General features: G+C 54.2%; 12 protein-coding genes. All 12 read left to right on the top strand.

Translation table 11 applies throughout. The annotated features are described in order from the left end of the window. Positions 1-1285 (top strand): chorismate-binding protein (locus HY879_08865; protein ID MBI5603456.1); only part of this gene is annotated, 1285 nt, incomplete at its 5' end. Next, positions 1282-1863: an aminodeoxychorismate/anthranilate synthase component II gene (locus HY879_08860; protein MBI5603455.1), complete on the top strand. Its 582-nt coding sequence runs from the start codon at positions 1282-1284 to the stop codon at positions 1861-1863. The genes HY879_08865 and HY879_08860, both read left to right, overlap by 4 nt. Before the next feature lie 250 nt (positions 1864-2113). Next, the gene (trpD, locus tag HY879_08855) at positions 2114-3193 is read left to right on the top strand and encodes an anthranilate phosphoribosyltransferase (GenBank protein ID MBI5603454.1); all 1080 of its coding nucleotides are present in this window, start codon (positions 2114-2116) and stop codon (positions 3191-3193) included. A 9-nt stretch (positions 3194-3202) separates the two neighbouring features. After that, on the top strand, positions 3203-4003 hold the full coding sequence (gene trpC / locus HY879_08850; GenBank protein MBI5603453.1) for an indole-3-glycerol phosphate synthase TrpC: 801 nt from the start codon (positions 3203-3205) through the stop codon (positions 4001-4003). An 82-nt stretch (positions 4004-4085) separates the two neighbouring features. Continuing rightward, positions 4086-4811 (top strand): phosphoribosylanthranilate isomerase, encoded by a 726-nt coding sequence (locus HY879_08845; protein ID MBI5603452.1) that lies wholly within the window; start codon positions 4086-4088, stop codon positions 4809-4811. A 217-nt stretch (positions 4812-5028) separates the two neighbouring features. Next, positions 5029-6255: a tryptophan synthase subunit beta gene (gene trpB, locus HY879_08840; GenBank protein MBI5603451.1), complete on the top strand. Its 1227-nt coding sequence runs from the start codon at positions 5029-5031 to the stop codon at positions 6253-6255. Next, a complete protein-coding gene (locus HY879_08835; GenBank protein MBI5603450.1) occupies positions 6245-7009 on the top strand; it encodes a tryptophan synthase subunit alpha in 765 nt (254 codons plus the stop codon). Before trpB ends, HY879_08835 begins: the two co-directional genes overlap by 11 nt. Positions 7010-7613: 604 nt before the next feature. After that, positions 7614-10019 carry a formate C-acetyltransferase/glycerol dehydratase family glycyl radical enzyme gene (locus HY879_08830; protein ID MBI5603449.1) on the top strand — a complete coding sequence of 802 codons (2406 nt, stop codon included), beginning with the start codon at positions 7614-7616 and terminating at the stop codon, positions 10017-10019. A gap of 21 nt (positions 10020-10040) precedes the next feature. After that, positions 10041-10961 carry a glycyl-radical enzyme activating protein gene (locus tag HY879_08825; GenBank protein ID MBI5603448.1) on the top strand — a complete coding sequence of 307 codons (921 nt, stop codon included), beginning with the start codon at positions 10041-10043 and terminating at the stop codon, positions 10959-10961. 72 nt (positions 10962-11033) lie between these two features. Next, a complete protein-coding gene (locus HY879_08820) occupies positions 11034-11843 on the top strand; it encodes a pyridoxamine 5'-phosphate oxidase family protein (GenBank protein ID MBI5603447.1) in 810 nt (269 codons plus the stop codon). A 291-nt stretch (positions 11844-12134) separates the two neighbouring features. Then, positions 12135-14801 carry a fructose 1,6-bisphosphatase gene (locus HY879_08815; GenBank protein ID MBI5603446.1) on the top strand — a complete coding sequence of 889 codons (2667 nt, stop codon included), beginning with the start codon at positions 12135-12137 and terminating at the stop codon, positions 14799-14801. A gap of 58 nt (positions 14802-14859) precedes the next feature. Further along, positions 14860-17853: a 4Fe-4S dicluster domain-containing protein gene (locus tag HY879_08810; GenBank protein ID MBI5603445.1), complete on the top strand. Its 2994-nt coding sequence runs from the start codon at positions 14860-14862 to the stop codon at positions 17851-17853. Positions 17854-18001 lie beyond the last annotated feature (148 nt).

Genomic DNA, 18001 nt, shown 5'->3' with positions numbered 1-18001 from the left:
CCCGGCGCTCATCTTTAAAGTTATAGGGGAGGAGTGCCTGATCGTGGAGTACGGGGAGGAACAGAAGGTCTGTCACCAGGGGAATCCCTTGAAGATCCTGAAAAATATCCTGGATCAATACCGCCCCGTTCCGGTGGAAGGGCTTCCCCGATTTTATGGCGGGGCCGTGGGATTCCTGGGCTATGAGATGGTCCGCTATTTTGAAAGGCTTCCATCCCATCCACCCAAGGATTATTCCGAAGACGCGGTTTTTATCATTACCGATACCCTGATCATCTTTGACAATCTGCGGCATACCCTGAAGGTAGTGGCCTGTATGCACATCAAGGACGGGGAAGATCTTGCTGTGGTTTATCAGGAAGGCCTCCGAAAAATCAATACCCTCCTGAAACTGCTCAAAACCCCTATTTCCAACGGCTCAACCGCCTCTCCCGCAAAAACACCCCTTTCTCTTCAATCCAACATGTCCCGGGAAGCTTTCCAGGAAATGGTTAAGAAGGCCAAATCCTATATCGTCAATGGCGATATCCTCCAGGTTGTCCTGTCCCAGCGCTTTGAAGGGGAACACGATCTCGATCCCATCGATTTCTATCGGGCCCTCCGTTATATCAACCCGTCCCCTTATCTTTTTTTCTTAAAACTGGAAGATCTTATGTTGATCGGCTCCTCCCCTGAGATCCTGGTCCGTCTGGAAGAAGGCCGGGTGGAGGTCAGACCTCTTGCCGGGACACGCCGCCGGGGAGTCGATGCGGATGAAGAGCAAGGGCTTATGGAGGAACTCCTGGCCGATCCCAAGGAGCGGGCCGAGCACATCATGCTGGTGGATTTGGGCCGGAACGACCTGGGTAGGATCGCCGCTATCGGTACGGTCCAGGTCCCGGAATTGATGGTGGTGGAACGCTATTCCCATGTCATGCACCTGGTCTCCCATGTCCAGGCCGAATTGGCAGCCGGCAGAGACGGCTTCGACGTCCTGGCCTCCACCTTTCCGGCCGGCACCCTGTCCGGTGCACCCAAGATCAGGGCCATGGAGATCATCCATGAATTGGAGCCATCGGCCCGGGGATCTTATGGAGGGGCTGTCGGGTATTTCAGCTTCTCCGGAAACATGGATTTCTGCATCACCATCCGGACTATCATGCTCAAAGGCAAAAAGATTTCTGTGCAGGCCGGGGCCGGCATCGTGGCCGACTCCGACCCGGAGTTTGAATATCAGGAGAGTTTAAACAAGGCCAAGGGGATGCTCAAAGCCATCCAATTGGCTGAAAGGGGGCTGGAGCTATGATTTTGATGATCGATAATTATGATTCCTTTACCTACAACCTGGTCCAGTATATCGCCCGGTTGGAAAAGGATCTGCTGGTCAGGCGCAATGATGAAATCACCCTTTCCGAGATCAGGGCGTTGGCCCCGGATCTCATTTTTCTCTCGCCCGGTCCCTGCTCCCCCAAGGAAGCCGGGATTACCGTAGAGGTGATCCAGGAGTTTGCTTCATCCATTCCCTTGATGGGGGTTTGTCTCGGGCATCAGGCCATCGGTTATGCCTTTGGCGCCCCGGTGGTCCGGGCCGACCGTATCATGCATGGCAAGACCTGCCCGATCCATCACGACGGGCGGACCATTTTTCAGGGTTTGCCCAATCCCTTTGTGGCTACCCGCTATCATTCCCTGATCGTGGAAAAAAAGGATTTGCCGGATTGCCTGGAGATCAGTGCCTGGACCGATCAGGGAGAAATCATGGGACTGCGTCATCGAAACAGCCGGGTGGAAGGGGTCCAATTTCATCCCGAATCCATTTTAACCCCTGAGGGGGATCGTTTGATCAAGAATTTCATCGATCTCTATGGATATGGAAGGGGATGAGGTTCAATTTGAAAATAAAGTTTCAAGATACAAGATGTAAGTTACATGAAAAATGGGATCAGGGGTCGGGGCCCGGGGGGCAGGGCTGAATTTAAGAATAAAGTTGCAAGTTGCAGGTTGCAAGTGGAAAAACCCTGAACCCTGTACCTTGCCTATCGCCTATTGCCCCCGTGAAGCATTTTCAGGTATCACGAGGTGCCCCGTGGGCATGAATATTTAATAAAAATTATTTTTCGGAGGGAGGAAGATCATGATCAAGGAGGCTATCGCCAGGATCGTCAGTGGGAAGGATCTGACGGAGAAAGAAATGGAAGGGATAATGGATCAAATCATGACCGGGCAGGCCACGGATGCCCAGATCGGGGCCTTTATCACGGCCTTGAGATTAAAGGGGGAAACCGTGGAGGAGATCACCGGGGCGGCCAGGACCATGAGGGCCAAGGCCACCCGGATCAATCTGAAGAATAACCTGGTCAATATCGATCGGGATGAAATCAACATTGAAGATGAAACCATTCTGGATACCTGCGGTACTGGCGGGGACGGCACAAAAACCTTCAATGTCTCCACGGCCACGGCCTTTGTGGCCGCCGGGGCGGGTGTCCGGGTGGCCAAGCACGGCAACCGGGCCGTTTCCAGTTTATGTGGAAGCGCCGATGTCCTGGAAAATCTGGGAGTCAATTTAAACCTGACCACCACTGACGTGGAAAGATGCATCCTGGAGGTTGGCATCGGATTTCTTTTTGCCCCCCTGTTTCACGGGGCCATGAAATATGCCGCCAAACCCCGGCAGGAGATAGGGATTCGAACCATCTTCAATCTGCTGGGGCCTCTGACCAATCCGGCCGGGGCCTCGGCCCAGGTCCTGGGGGTTTATGCCCCGGAGTTGACCGAAAAGATGGCCCTGGTCCTTCAACGCTTAGGGACCAAAGAGGCCTTTGTGGTTTGCGGAGAAGGGACCTTTGATGAAATCAGTATCTGCGGCCCCACCCATATCGCCCATCTCAAAGATGGCCGGGTAGACACTTTCATCTTTTCTCCTGAAGAGGTGGGGTTTAAGAGGGCCGTGCCGGAGGACATTAAAGGGGGAAACGCCGCTGAGAATGCCGGGATTATCCGGGCCCTCTTAAACGGGGAGCCGGGTGCCAAGCGGGAAATGGTCCTGCTCAATGCCGCTGCCGCCTTTATGGCCGTGGGTCTGGATAAAACATTTAGCGAGGGGATCAAGAGGGCCGAAGAGTCCATCGATTCCGGACGGGCCAGGGAAAAGCTGGAAAAACTGATCGCCTTTACCCGGCAGTGTGCCCCTTTTGTCCGGAAGAATTTGTAGGAAGCAACCATGCATTCCAAGTTGATCGAAATAATCGCTGAAAAGGAAAGAGAGGTCCGGGAGCTGAAAAAAAAGACGGCCCCCTTTCCTCAATTCCCCGGCCTGCCTCTGCGAAGGGATTTTAAAAAGGCCATCGGACAATCAGGAAAAATTAATCTGATCGCCGAGATCAAGTTTGCCTCTCCGTCGGCCGGTATCATCCGGGAAAAGATGGACCCCATCGAAATCGGCCGGATTTATGAAGAGGCCGGAGCCGCCGCCATCTCCTTTCTGACCGATCAAAAATTTTTCGGTGGAGACCTGAAGCTCTTGCCGTTTTTTAAAAAGGCCGTGGCCCTGCCGGTATTGCGCAAGGATTTCATCATTGATGAGATTCAGATAAAAGAATCCTTCCATGGGGGGGCCGATGCCATTCTGCTGATCGCCCGAATATTATCCGAAAACCGGTTGAGAAATTTTCTTGATCTCAGTCGTCAACTGGGCATGGCCGCCCTGGTTGAGGTCCATGATAGAGAGGATCTTGAAAAAGCCAAGGTTTGTGGCGCCGAAATGATCGGGATCAATAACCGGGATTTATCTACCTTTGAGGTCAACCTCCAGACTACCCTTGATCTGGCCCCTCTCATCCCGAAAGGCTGTATCCGGGTCAGCGAAAGCGGCATTACGCATAAGGAAGATATCCGTCTTTTGGCGGAAAAGGGGATTCAGGCCGTTCTGGTGGGAACCTCGTTGATGAAAAGTGATAATCTCCTGGAAAAAACCAGGGAGTTGATTGAAGCAGGAAGGAGGAAAGAAAGGTATAAGGTCTAAGGTGCAAGGACAATTCGCTGCTGGTCGCTTAATTCTGGTTTCTACCTTGTACCGCGCACCTTGAGCCGTAAACCGAAGCGTTATGGTTAAAGTAAAAATTTGCGGGATTACCAATTATGAGGATGCTTCTTTGGCAGTTGAATTGGGTGCCGACATCCTGGGTTTTATCCTGGCCCCGAGTCCCCGGCAGATCAGTCCCGAAAAGGTGCGTTCCATTATCGGGTTCCTGCCCCCTTTTGTAATGACCGTGGGGGTCTTTGTGGATGAAGAAGAAAAAACGATTAAGGATATTGCCGATTTTTGCCGGCTCACCCAGGTCCAGCTCCATGGAAAAGAATCGCCGGATTTTTGCCGAAGATTCAGGCCCAAGGCCCTCAAGGCCTTTCGTGTCCTGGATGAAACGAGTCTGCTGCCCATAAGCACCTATCAAGGCCATGTGCAGGCCGTGATTCTGGATACCTATCAGAAGGGGATGGCCGGAGGCACGGGCCGTACCTTTCCCTGGGATCTGGCGATCAAAGCCAAGGCATTCAACCTGCCGGTCTTTTTATCCGGGGGTCTGAATCCTTCGAATATCCGGCAGGCGATTGCAACGGTAAAGCCCTACGGTGTGGATGTCAACAGCGGCATCGAAGAAAGACCCGGGAAAAAGGACCCGCTGCGGATGAAGCAGTTGATGAAAGTTATTAAAGAATCGAGAGTCCGGGAGCCGGGATTCGAATTAAGCCCTCATGCCTCCTCTTCCTCGAAGGCCTACGCCGCAGAGAGGGGAAGGAGGGGGTTGGGGTGGGGCACCGACAAGGCATGAAAAATTTTTTAGGGGCTATGGGCTATGGGCAATAGGCTATGGGCAAGATACAGGGTTCAAGGTTTTTCCACTTGCAATCTGCATCTTTGTTTTTTTCCTGACCCCCGATCCCTGACCCCCGATCCCCGATCCCCGATCCCTGAACTCCGATTTGGTTTTTCATACTTGAAACTTGCATCTTGCATCTTTTTTTTGAATTTAAGGAGCACCTAATAAAATGAATACCCGCGGTTATTATGGGATCTTCGGCGGGGCCTTTATCCCGGAGATCCTGGTTTCCACCTTCGATGAACTGGTGGAGGCCTTTGAAAAGGCGAAAAACGATTCGGTCTTCTGGCGGGAATATGAGGAGATCATGTCCACCTATTCCTGCCGTCCTACTCCTTTGACCTTTGCTGAAAATTTGAGTCGTCACTTCGGTGGGGCACGGCTATACATAAAAAGAGAAGACCTGAACCACACCGGGGCCCACAAGGCCAATAATGTTATGGGCCAGGGACTTCTGGTCAAACGGATGAAAAAGACCAGGGTCATTGCCGAAACCGGGGCCGGCCAGCACGGGGTGGCCACGGCCACTATGGCCGCCAAATTTGGTTTACGCTGCACCATTTATATGGGTGCGGTGGATGTCAAGAGGCAAAGACCCAACGTCTTCTGGATGCAGCGTCTGGGGGCCGAAGTCGTTCCGGTAACCGAAGGGACCGGCCTGCTCAAGGACGCCATCAACGCCGCCTTTCGGGATTGGATCACCCATATGGATGACACCCATTATGTACTCGGCACGGCCTGCGGTCCCCATCCTTTTCCGGAAATGGTTTCTTATTTTCAATCCATTATCGGTCAGGAAGCCCGGAAACAGATCCTGGAAAAAGAAGGCAAACTCCCCAAGGGGATCTATGCCTGTGTCGGGGGCGGCTCAAATGCCCTGGGGATTTTCAGGGCCTTTTTAGATGATCCGGTGGAACTGGTAGGCGTCGAGGCCGGGGGCAAGGGACTTGAAACCGGCCAACATGCCTCGAGGCTGGCTTCAAAGGACGGGTCCATTGGGGTGGCCCAGGGCTATAAGACCTATTTTTTACAGGATGGAGACGGCCAGATGAGAGAGACCCACAGTGTGGCTGCCGGCCTGGATTACATTGGGGTTTCGCCGATTTTATCCGCCCTCAAGGAACAAGGCCGGATTCGGGCTGAGGCCGTAACCGACCAGGAGGTGATGGATGCCCTGTCCCTTACCATTCGAAAAGAAGGGTTGATCCCGGCACTGGAATCGGCCCATGCCTTTGCCCAGGCCTTTAAAGAGGCCGGCCGGTTAAGCCGGGAGGACATTATTCTGATCAATCAATCGGGGCGGGGCGACAAGGATATCTTCACCATCGCCGATGCCTTTGATGATCCGAGTTGGAAGGTATTTATTCAGGAGAAAGCCAATGAATATGCCATTTGATTCTTACCTTAAAAAAAGACGGGCGGAAAAAGATATTTTATTGATGACCCATTTGGTCCTGGGTTATCCATCCTGGGAGACCTGTCTTCAAGTCATCGAGTCCATGGTCAAGGCCGGTGTGGATCTGATGGAATTGCAGATCCCTTTTTCGGAACCGATGGCCGACGGACCGGTGATCCTCCAGGCTAACCAGAAAGCCCTGGAAAAGGGGGTGACGGTCCGGCAATGCCTGAACTTTGCGCGGGAAATGGCCGGCCGTTTTGACATCCCTTTTTTCATGATGGGTTATTACAATATTTTGTTTAAATTCGGCCTCGACCAATTCGCTACGGCCCTGGCCGAAGGGAATCTCAAAGGAGCCATAGTCCCTGACCTGCCTCCTGAAGAAGGCCATGAGTACCTCCGGGTCATGAAACAGCAGGGGCTTTCGCCCATCCTTTTCTTTTCTCCCACTACTCCGGACAGTCGGATGGGTCATATCGCTTCTCTGGCCCGGGGGTTTATCTATTGTCTGAGTCGGAAAGGGGTCACCGGTGCCGACACTTCCTTTTCACAAGAAATGGCCGGCTATCTGGTCCGATGCCGTGAGGCCACCTCTCTTCCTTTGGCCGTAGGTTTCGGGATCAAGGATAAGAGCGATGTCGATTTTCTAAAAGGCAAGACCGATATTGCCGTCATCGGCTCCCAGACGATCCGGATCGTGGAACAGCAGGGCAGCGGGGCGGTGGGGGCATTTATCCGCAGTTTGCGTTGACGGTCCGGATAAAAGTGAAGGATTCGTCCAGTCACTGAAGCCCGCGATGCGTCATTCCGGCCTCCATCCCGTAGGGGACCACACCCGGAGGGCGAACTCCGGATCAAGTCCGGGGCAGGCTTTGATCCGGGGTTCGGGGCAGGCGCCGGGGTTCAGAACCAATTGAAAAGACTGGATTCCGGCTTTCGCCGGAATGACGTAATGCGAGTTTTGGCGACTTTTTAGATATTCATTAAAATTGATGATTATGTATAAACTCGTCATTCCCGCGCAGGCGGGAATCCATGTTAATCATAACTTCTTAATTACTCCTTTGGCGGGACTGGATCCCCGTTTCCACGGGAATGACGACAATGGATGCTTGTCGACTTCCAAATAACTTAGCTTTTTTATTGCCGCAATGCGGCGTTTCATAGCTTTTTACGAACGTGTCAAAAGTGAAAGGGCAAGAAAATCAAAACCATTGCTTTTTAACCCTCCCCATGATAATTTCTTAGTCAACACCTATCTTGCCCTCCCGCATTAATGGGAGGGTAAAAATTTAATCCGCAAAAATATTTTGGGCAGTACCTGTTGGAAGCTTTAAACCAATGGAGGTGCATCCATGAAATCCGCAGAAAGCTGCTTCGCCCTTTCCCCGACCCAATTGTGGTCGGCCGCCCCGACCCTTTCTCCACGAGTGCAAAAATTACGGGAACAATTCTGGTCCTTTTACGAACGGCAATACACTAACGAGGTGCGGGCTTATACTACCGGAACCCCTTGGGACATGGTCTATTCCATCTGGAGCTGGACCAATGTGCCTGAAGTCGCCCTGTTTCAGAAAGGATTTCGCAGTTATCTCTGGGCAGCCGCCAAATCCGTCCCTTTGCCGCCGGACTTTTGGAAAGAGCCCTTGATTGTTCGCCAGGCCCTTTTTTTTCGCCAGGTGGTGCGTTTTTTGTTGCCGGTCGCAATCCTGGAAGGGGAGCTGATCGTCGGCTCCCACTTCAACACGGCCCTGTCGCGTTGTCTCAAAAAAGAAGAGGCCCGGCTGCGTAACCGGGAAGAGGAAGCATTCCTCAAGGTCTGGAATGTGCTCAATAACACGGGAGTGGGCAACTGCGCCGCCGTACCCGGTCATCTGGTGCCCAACTATCCCAAGGTCCTGCGTATCGGCTGGAAGGGAATCAGCGAAGAGGCCCAGGTTGTGTTGAACGACCCGGCGAGAAACACCGAACAAAAAAACCTGGCCCGGGCGATCATTATTTCCGCCGAGGCGGCGGGAGACCTTGCCAAACGTTATGCCGTAAATGCTCAACGCCTGGCCAAGGCCGAGGCCGATCCGAACCGACGAGAGGAACTTTATATGATCGCCCGGATCTGCCGAAAGGTTCCCTGGCTTCCCCCGGAAACCTTTCCGGAAGCCCTGCAAGCCCTCTGGTTTACTCATATGCTGGCCATGGCCGCTGAAAGTTATCCGGGACCGGGCCTCTCACCCGGGCGGGTCGATCAGTACCTCTACCCATACTTTGAGGCCGATCGGAAGGCCGGCCGCTTAGAGGATGAGACCGCCCGTGAGTGGCTGCAATGCTGGTGGATCAAACATAACTATGTCTATGATTATCAGGGCTGGACCGGCACCAATCAGGGGATCAATTCCTCCTTCGGTCAGCTCATAACCCTGGGCGGCATAGACGCCCAGGGTAACGACGCCTCCAATGACCTGACCTACCTTATGCTGGAGATTGTCGAAGAGATGAACCTCCTGGAACCCAAACCCAACGTCCGCATCCACGCCCGGACCTCAGACCGATTACTCGATCGCCTGGTGGCTATGTTGGCCAAGGCCCAGGGGTCGCCTTTTTTAATCAACTTTGATGAGAATTCCATGGCCGGCTTGCGATGGCAGGGTCTGCCGGAAGAACGCCTCTGGGATTATGCCCCGGTCGGTTGTCTGGAGAACACCCTGACAGGCGATGACCGCTCCGGCACCGTGGATGTGAATTTGAATCTGGCTAAGGCGGTCGAGTTGGTCTTAAACAACGGGCGCGATATGGCAACAGGCCGACAGATCGGCCCCCTCACCGGAAACCCCGAAAATTTTAACGATTTTATCGGGTTTATGGAGGCCTTTAAACAACAGCTCAAAGCCATCCTGGAAAAACTGATCGCCGCCAACAATATGGCCGACGCCGGCCGGGCCCGCTTTGAACCGGTCCCTTATCTGAGCGCTCTGGTGGACGGCTGCCTGCAAAACGGCAAAGATTGCAACGCCGGAGGGGCCCGTTATAATTTCCTGACGGTGGAAGGGGTGGCCCTGGCCACGGTCGCCGACAGCCTGGCGGCCATAAAAAAGCTGGTCTATGAAGATGGTCAGGTGGAAATGGGGAAACTGATTGAGGCCCTCCGGTCCAATTTTGAAGGACAAGAGGATTTCCACCGTATTTTGCTTAACAAAGCGCCCAAGTATGGCAACGACGATGGTTACGCCGATGCCATCGCCCGTGAGGTCAGCCGCTTTTGGACCGAAGAGGCCTTTAAGCACACTTCCCCTACCGGAAAGCGCTATCGCGGCGGTTATCTTTCCTGGAATTACTGGATCGCTTATGCCCCCACGACCGCCGCCACTCCGGACGGCCGCCGTCGCGGGCAGTTTCTTTCCAACGCCGTCTGCCCGGTCAATGGGGCCGACCACCAGGGCCCGACCGCAGTCATCAAGAGCGTGGGTAAATTAGGATTGGAGACCGCACCCAACGGTGCAAGTCACACCATGAGCTTCAGCCCGAGTCTATTTCGAAATCCCGAACAACGCCAAAAGCTCAAAGCCCTGCTGCGCGCCTACGGTCAGGTGGGCGGGACCTGTCTCCAGGTCAATGTCATTGACGCCGATACCCTTCGGGAGGCGCAAAAATTTCCCGACGAATACCACAACCTCCTGGTGCGGGTTACCGGTTACAACGCCTATTTTACGGGGCTGGGAAAAGAGATTCAGGACGAGATCATCGCCCGGGAGTCACACCCGGTTTGACAAAGGTTTAAAAAAGTTGTCATGACCCAAGGCATAATTTTCAATATCCAGAAATTCAGCACCGAAGACGGACCAGGTATCCGAACGACGGTCTTTCTCAAAGGCTGCCCTTTGCGCTGTCCCTGGTGCCACAACCCGGAAGGGTTGCGCACCGAGCCCGACCTGATGTGGTACGACAGGCGGTGCATTGGTGCCAAAGATTGCCTCAGCATCTGCCCGGAAAGGGCCTTGACTCTGTTGCCTGAAGGTCTGCGGATCGATCGGGGACGATGCACCCTCTGCGGGAAGTGCCCGAAGGTCTGCCCGGCAGCAGCCCTGGAGATGATCGGTCGCCCCTTTACTCCGGACGAGCTAATGAGTGAGCTTATGAAAGATCAGGTCTTTTACCGGACCTCAAAGGGAGGGGTGACCTTCAGCGGCGGCGAACCGATGATGCAGGCGGATTTTCTCATCCAAGTCCTGCCGCTTTGTAAGGAAGCCGGGGTCCATGTGGCCCTGGATACCAGCGGGGCGGTTTCCTGGGAGCGTTTTGAAGAGCTGTTGCCTTGGGTAGACCTGGTATTGTTCGACCTTAAAATTATTGACGGGATAGCCCATAAACGGGCCGCCGGTCTCCCCAACGGGACTATCCTGGAGAATGTCCGGAGGATCTCGGCCGAAGGCAAACCCCTGTGGATTCGTACACCCGTCATCCCCGGTTATACCGCCGGGATGGAAAATATCCGGGCCATAGGTGGCTTTATTCAGGAGGCCCTGCCCACCGTGCAGCGCTGGGACTTGCTCGCCTACACCAATCTGGGCAAACCCAAATACCATCGGCTTGACCTGGCGTATCGGTTGGAAAAGACCCCTTTGTTAACCCGGTCCGAGATGGAAAGGCTTTGGCAAGGGGCCATGGAACTGGTTCCGACAGCCCTTTGGTCCGGAGCGACCGGAGATTGAACTGTTGCAATACCCCGTGGTTTTTAAATTCCGAAATCCGAAATCCGAAATCCGAAATCAGGAGGGTGGATTATGTCTTTGCTCGAACAGACCCCCGGATTATTGAATGCCCTGCGCGGAGAGATGACCCCCAAGTTTCTGGCCACCCGCTCGATTGAGGGCATTCCTAACGTTGTTCCGTGCATTTCTCTGTTGCCGGCCGATGATCAAGAGGATACGCTCTTCTTTGGGAATTTCCTTCTTCGCAAGAGCATCAAGAATCTCGAGGCGGATCGGCGTCTCAGCATCCTGGTGATCACACCGGAACTGCAAGGTTGGATTCTCAAGGGAGATTTTATCGAGTTTCAGCGCAGCGGCCTATATGTCGATCGACAAAAAAACAGTTCCCATTTGCGTTATAATGCCTACACCGGGGTCCGCAATGCCGGCCTCATCCGCATTCGTTCAATGGAAAAGACCTTTGCCATTTCCAAGCTGCAGGTTCTCAAGGATTTTTTGATGGCTCGGCTGATGGCCTCCCTTAAAGGCAATGGCGAAGGAACGTCGCCGTCAGACCTCGTCGTTATCCCTCGGGCCGTGCGGATTGAATTCGCCAGGATGGCAGCAGTCAAGGTCCTTTCCTGGATCGGAACGGATGGATACCCGCAGGTCATCCCTGCCCTTTCCTTGCAGCCCACAGGACAAAAGAAGCTGCTGTACCGGAAAATGGCCGGGCTTCCCTCCCCCACCACCGAGGCCCTGGTGGCCGGAAACATCCTCACCTTTGAGGCCATTTCCTATCAGATCAAAGGACGCTGGTCGGAATTCCATCGCTCGGGTTTGATCCGGGTTGAAGAGATTTACGCCGGCGGCCCGCCTTATCCTGGAGGACGAATCGCCTGATGGTGGATATAATCTTCACAGTTGCCAGCCCCTAAGTTCATTGTACAGGAATTTCCTAATTCAATGAAAACCCTGAAACCGGATAGTCAGGGCCTTGTTTTATCAAAAAATACATATTCCCAACCTTAAAAATAAGTTATTGACCTTATTTACCTTTAACCTCAATCTATAGGAAGCTGTAATAGTTGGGTCAGCCGGCCAAGACCCGGAGGCGGATCTTCGGATAAAACCAAAGGGAGAGGCATAGAGGATCATCAGGCCGACCCGGGCAGGTCGAGGGAGGATAAGGTTATGACACGAGAGGAATTTCTGGCCCAGGAAGGGGAACGGGCCGGGCAGCGGACGACTATCACATTGGTCAGCGCCGATCTGCTTCGCTGGCTGGGGGGGGTGTCGAACATTCCGGATGAGATCACCGAAGGGGCCCGGGCCGTCCTTGAACGGGCCAGACAGGACAAAGGCATCCGGGACTTCCGGGTTAAGGCCCTGGGACCGGACCTTCTCTTCCAGGTGAACACTTTCGGACAGCCCTTGACTAGCCCGGCCGTATACAGACTTATTTACGAAGCCTTGCAGGCCGCCTTTTCAAAGGCCGTCGAATCGGGCCTTTACCAACCGGTTCAGGGCAAGGATTTTTTTAAGATGAATCCCCAACAAAAAATCGCTGCCTTACACCTCCGCCCCATGGATTTCCCTTTTACCGAACGGCAGTCGGAGCCCATTTTTATAGCCAAGATTATCCAGGGGGGGGTGGGGGCCTTCAACCGGATGCTCTTTAACCTTTTTTTCCACCCGGACAAAGGTTCCCACCAAAGACTGGATAACACCCGCTTTGTAGCTATTGTTGAAAATTGTCTGGACCTTAAGGCCGGGGGAAAAGAACGCCGTCTCTACGCCTTTGGCGACCGGCCGGAAGAGGATACCTTGTTCTTCATTTATCCTTTTATCGAAGGTCCCCTGCAGATCAACCGGGCCCAGGTAGGGGATTGGGCCGAACTCCTTTCCCTGATCGCCAATCCCGTGAAATGGGTCATAAGCGCTGTCTATGCCTTAAAGGGCCGTTTCGTCTCCTATGGGGGGAATCTTTTGGCTACCCGCCATGAACCGGGGGCCTTGGTATCCATTGAATCCATGTCGCCAGGGGTTGCGGTTGAAAATCCGGCAGCCATTTTCCGTCTGCAAAGCGGGCTTCCCGCCGTGGGAGAAGCCCACTTCAACCTGGGGGCTGATTTTCACTTTGTGGTCGGAGGGACGGGCGGAGGCTACCATCTGGGAGTCATGCCCGTTACCATGGAAGAAGCCCGCCTGCACATAAATGAACCGGGCACGGCCAGAATAACCGCCTATACCTATCAATCTTTTGGCAACGGCAGGATCCCTCCGGATCACGATGTGGTCGATGTATTCGCCCAGGATCGTGTCCAGACTGAATGGCTCCAGAGGGAAGCCAGGTCTTTTATCCGGCTCATGTCGGACCACGGTGAATTTCAGCCCTATGTAACCGCTGAAGAGGCTGAAGCCAGGGCCGAGGCCAGGGCTGAAGTTTTAAAAACCCTTTTCCGGACCGTGCCCAATGGGGAATCGGGAAACCCGGACCCCCTGATCGCCAGGGTCAACGAGCGTTCCCATGGTCAGACCCTTTCCGATATTAAGGCCGATGCCGGCGGGAAAGTCGGCCATACCACAACGCCGACCCTTTTTGCGGCCATTGCCCGGGCCAGTCTGCAGGAAGCCAAGGAGACAGGCCTTATTCAGGATTTTCAGGTTTTCGGCGTGGGTGATGATTTACATCTGGTCATGTTGCACAACCAGGGAATCGATGCCAATGAGATCCATTTGCTGGCCTTTCGAACCTTCTGGCGGGAGGTGTGGGTTACGGAACTGATCGGCTACAAACCCTATGCCCTGGCCCAGGACCTTCAGATAGGGCCGGCCACAAAGGGAAAGAAGGTGGATGACCTGGCTGAGCCGAGCGGCCCCTTTGTTGAATTGTTGGGCCAGACCCTGCCCGAACCGGAGCGTTCCTTCCTGGAACAGATCCGGGCCGCCCGGGAGGCCTGGACTCAGGGCCGGTCCTCGGTGGAGGTTAAAAGGCCCTTTGCCGGAAATGTCACCGGACAGGGGCCTGGCTTTGCCGAAGTTTCCGTCCGGGGGTTCTGGAAGGTGGCCATTCTGGCTGCTGACAAGGCCGGTCCGGCGGCTTTCAATGTCCCCCTGTTCCAGGCCGCCGAACAGGCCTTGCAGGACGATGGTTTCCGTGCCCGCTATGGAGAAAGCATCGCTTTCGAGATATGGGACATCCATCGTCATAAACGCATTTTTCTGGATGCCCGGTCCCACCGGGAGGATATCCGGACCTTATTGGGAGCCACCAATGCCTTCAATGTGAAACGCCTTTGGTCCTTGCGTAATACCGAGTCTCAAAGGAAGGCGGTTGAAGCGGAACTGGAAGACCTTCTGCTGGCTGCTTCCACGGAGAAATTGGCCCTCATCAGTGGGGGGCAATATGTTGGAAAAGATGACCCGGTTTTATTAGGCATCGAAGAATTGGTCAACCCGGCCTTTGCATTTTTGCAGAGGCGGTTTTGTATGACCCAGGGCGATGAACGGGGCTCCCATTATATGATGCTGGTTCCTAAACCCCTGGATGAGGCGGTGGCTACGGTACGGAGCCGCGGGCTCTACGTGGGGTTGCTGCTCACCTTGAAGGCCCAGGGTATCGCCGGGATGCAGGATGTTTTTGCCGGGCCGAGCTATAAGGAAGTCCGCACCCGGATCGATAAAATCAATGCCCGCTTCTGGCGGGCCCAGGGTTCCGAATTTACCCCGGTCGGTGTTGGCGCCCAGGATGTGGAACCGGCCTATCCATTGATGCAGGTCCTCAGGCGGCTCACCGGTGAAGGTTCTCCCTATGCTGTTTCGGTCAGGAAAGCGGAGACGATTGATATTGAGTTTTAGAAGGGTACTTTTCGGCTTTTTACAAGTCTGTCGGAAATAATTCTCAGAAAAATTATCCATGATAAAACTAAAACGCCGGGATTTTCTGAAAATCATAGGTCTGACCGGAACCAGCACGGTCCTAAGCTGTTCCTCCACCACCCCCAATGAACTGATCCCTTATCTCTTTCCCCCGGAAGATATCATCCCCGGCCAGGCGGTTTGGTATGCCGGCACCTGCCGGGAATGTCCGGCCGGCTGCGGCCTGCTGGCCAAGAACCGGGATGGCCGGGTCATCAAAGTGGAAGGAAATCCCCTCCATCCGGTCAGCCGGGGTAAACTCTGCGTCCGGGGGCAGGCCGCCCTCCAGGGGCTTTATAATCCCGACCGTTTCTCCGGTCCTTTAATGCGCCAAGGGAAGGAAAAACCGGTCCCGGTCACCTGGGATCAGGGGGAAGAAGTCTTATTTCGCACCCTGACCGGACTGGTCCGCCAAGGTCGGGGTGAAAGGATTGTCTTTATCAGTCCTTTGGTAAACGGCAGCCAGAAGGCCTTAACCGACCTCTGGCTTTCTGAGATGGGTGCGAAAGACCATTTGCTTTATGAGCCCTTGTCCTATGAGCCCTTGCGCCGGGCCTCCCGGCTTGTATTTCAATTTAACGGTCTGCCCCATTACCGGATCGACCGTTCCGATTTCCTTATCTCCTTTGGGGCCGGGTTTTTGGAGACCTGGATCTCCAACCTGGAGTTTGCCCGGCAATTCGCCGCCTTCCATTCCCTGAAAAAAAACGGGAAAAATCCATTTGTTTATTGTGGACCGAGGCTTTCCCTGACCGCCAACAACGCCGATCAATGGATTTGCGTTCCTCCGGGCGATGAATACCTGATCGGTCTGGGTATGTTCAGTGCCCTGTTCGATGAGGGATTACCGGATTCCTTTCCTTCTGATTTGAAGCCCTGGCTTAACAGAATCCTTTCCGATTTTCCCCTGGACCGGATCAGCCGGAAGACCGGGGTTGAGACCCAAGCGATACGGGATCTGGCCCAAAGGTTTGTCCGGGCCGAAAGGCCCCTGGCCCTGGCTGAAGGGCAGGGTCTCTCCGGACCCCGGGCACTGGAGGCCGCCCTGGTGGCCAATCTCCTGTGCCTGATTAAACCCGGCAGCCGGCAGGCTATCGATTTTACCAGCCCATCGGCCTTAGGTCAGGCAACCCCGTTGGCCGGGATGGAAGAACTCACGGAGAAGATGAAAAGGAAAGAGGTCGATCTCCTGCTCCTGGGACAGGTCAACCCCGTTTTTTCCCTCCCTTTCTCCAATGCATTCAAAAAGGGCCTGGAAGCCGTCCCCCTGGTGGTCAGCTTCTCCAGTTTTTCCGACGAGACCAGCAATCTGGCCCACCTGGTCCTGCCCGACCATACCTTTCTGGAATCCTGGGGGGATTACTCCCCAAGGGAAGGGATCTTCGGATTGATGCAGCCGGTTATGGGACCGGTCTTTCAAACCAGGCCGTTAGGGGATATGCTCATTTCTACCGGGAAAAAGATCCGGGGTGCGGATAAATTTCCCTGGAAGGATTATTATCAGTTCCTTCGTTATTTCTGGGTCCAAAAAGGAAAGGAAATCGAACCGGATCTTCCATCCGATGCCTTCTGGCAAAAGGCCATGGAAAAAGGAGGGGTCCAGGGGAAACCGCGGGCCGGAGGCACCCCTGGTCTTGTAGCTCAGCCGCCCTCGGCTGAGAACCATTCTTCTTTAAAGGCTTTTTCCTTTTCCCCTATTGAGTCCCTATCCACATCCTCAGGGGATCTGGAGGTGACCCTTTACCCGACGATCCAGTTTTTTGACGGCCGGGAGGCCAACCGGCCCTGGATCCAGGAACTCCCCGACCCTTTGACCCAGATTACCTGGGATGGCTGGTTGGAGATCCACCCGGAAACGGCCAAGGCCTTAACTATCCAAAAAGGGGATTGGCTTCTGGTCCGCTCTCCTTTCGGAAAACTGGAAATTCCGGCCTACCCGGTTTACACGGTCCCCCCGGGGACTCTGGCCCTGCCTATCGGCCAGGGGCACTGGGACTATGGCCGCTTTGTCCAGGGGCAGCAGGCCAATCCTTTGTCCCTATTTCCAGCGGATATAGATCCCCTTTCCGGTGGATCGTTACGGCCCGGTTTTAAGGTCAGCATCCAAAAGCTGAACAGGCAAATTCCCCTGGCCCATGTCGACGGGAGTTTTTTTCAGCACGGCCGTGACATCATGCAAGTCATGACCTTGAAGGATTATCAAAGATCCCTTGATCTGGCTCAAGCCCCTCCCATCGACCTGCCCTTGGCCCAGGGGTTCGATCCCGGAAAAGATTTTTATCCCCCCCATCCCCATAAGGAATACCGCTGGGGAATGGTGGTCGATCTGGATCGCTGCATCGGCTGTTCGGCCTGCGTGGTGGCCTGTTATGCTGAAAACAATGTGGCTGTAGTGGGGAAAGAACAGGTCCTCAAAGGACGGGAGATGTCCTGGATCCGGATCCAGCGTTACTTTGAAGAGCAGGAGGGAAAGGCCCGCTGGTTGCCCATGCTCTGCCAGCATTGCGATTATGCCCCCTGTGAATCGGTCTGTCCGGTTTATGCCCCTTTTCATAATCCGGAGGGGCTCAATACCCAGGTCTACAACCGCTGTATCGGCACACGCTTCTGCCTGCAAAACGATCCCTATAAGGTACGCCGCTTCAACTGGTTCCAATATAAGCGCCCCAGTCCGTTGGACTGGCAGCTCAATCCCGATGTGACGGTCCGCCAGAAGGGGGTCATGGAAAAATGTTCCTTCTGTATCCAGCGGATCCTGGAGGCCAAGATCCGGGCCAGGGAGAAAGGCCGGAAAGTGCAGGACGGGGAATTTACCACGGCCTGCGCCCAGACCTGCCCGACCGATACCCTGGTCTTTGGAAACCTCCTCGATCCGGCCAGCCGGGTCTCCCGATTGATTCAGGATACACGACGCTACCAGGTCCTGGGCCATCTGAATACCAAACCGGCGGTTATTTATTTGAAGAGGGTGGATCAGATTTTTGAAGCCTGATATTAAAGTGATGAACCGTATAAAGTCCAAAAAATCCTATTTCCGTCATTCCGGCGAAAGCCGGAATCCAGGTCCAATGGCCCGGTTTCCGGTTTCCATAGGAATGATTAATTTATTTATATAATCATCATTGATGGTCTCGTAAAAA

It is taken from the genome of Deltaproteobacteria bacterium (assembly GCA_016219225.1).
In the GTDB taxonomy this organism is placed as follows: Bacteria; Desulfobacterota; RBG-13-43-22; order RBG-13-43-22; family RBG-13-43-22; genus RBG-13-43-22.
This window is presented reverse-complemented; position numbering and strand designations above follow the sequence as displayed.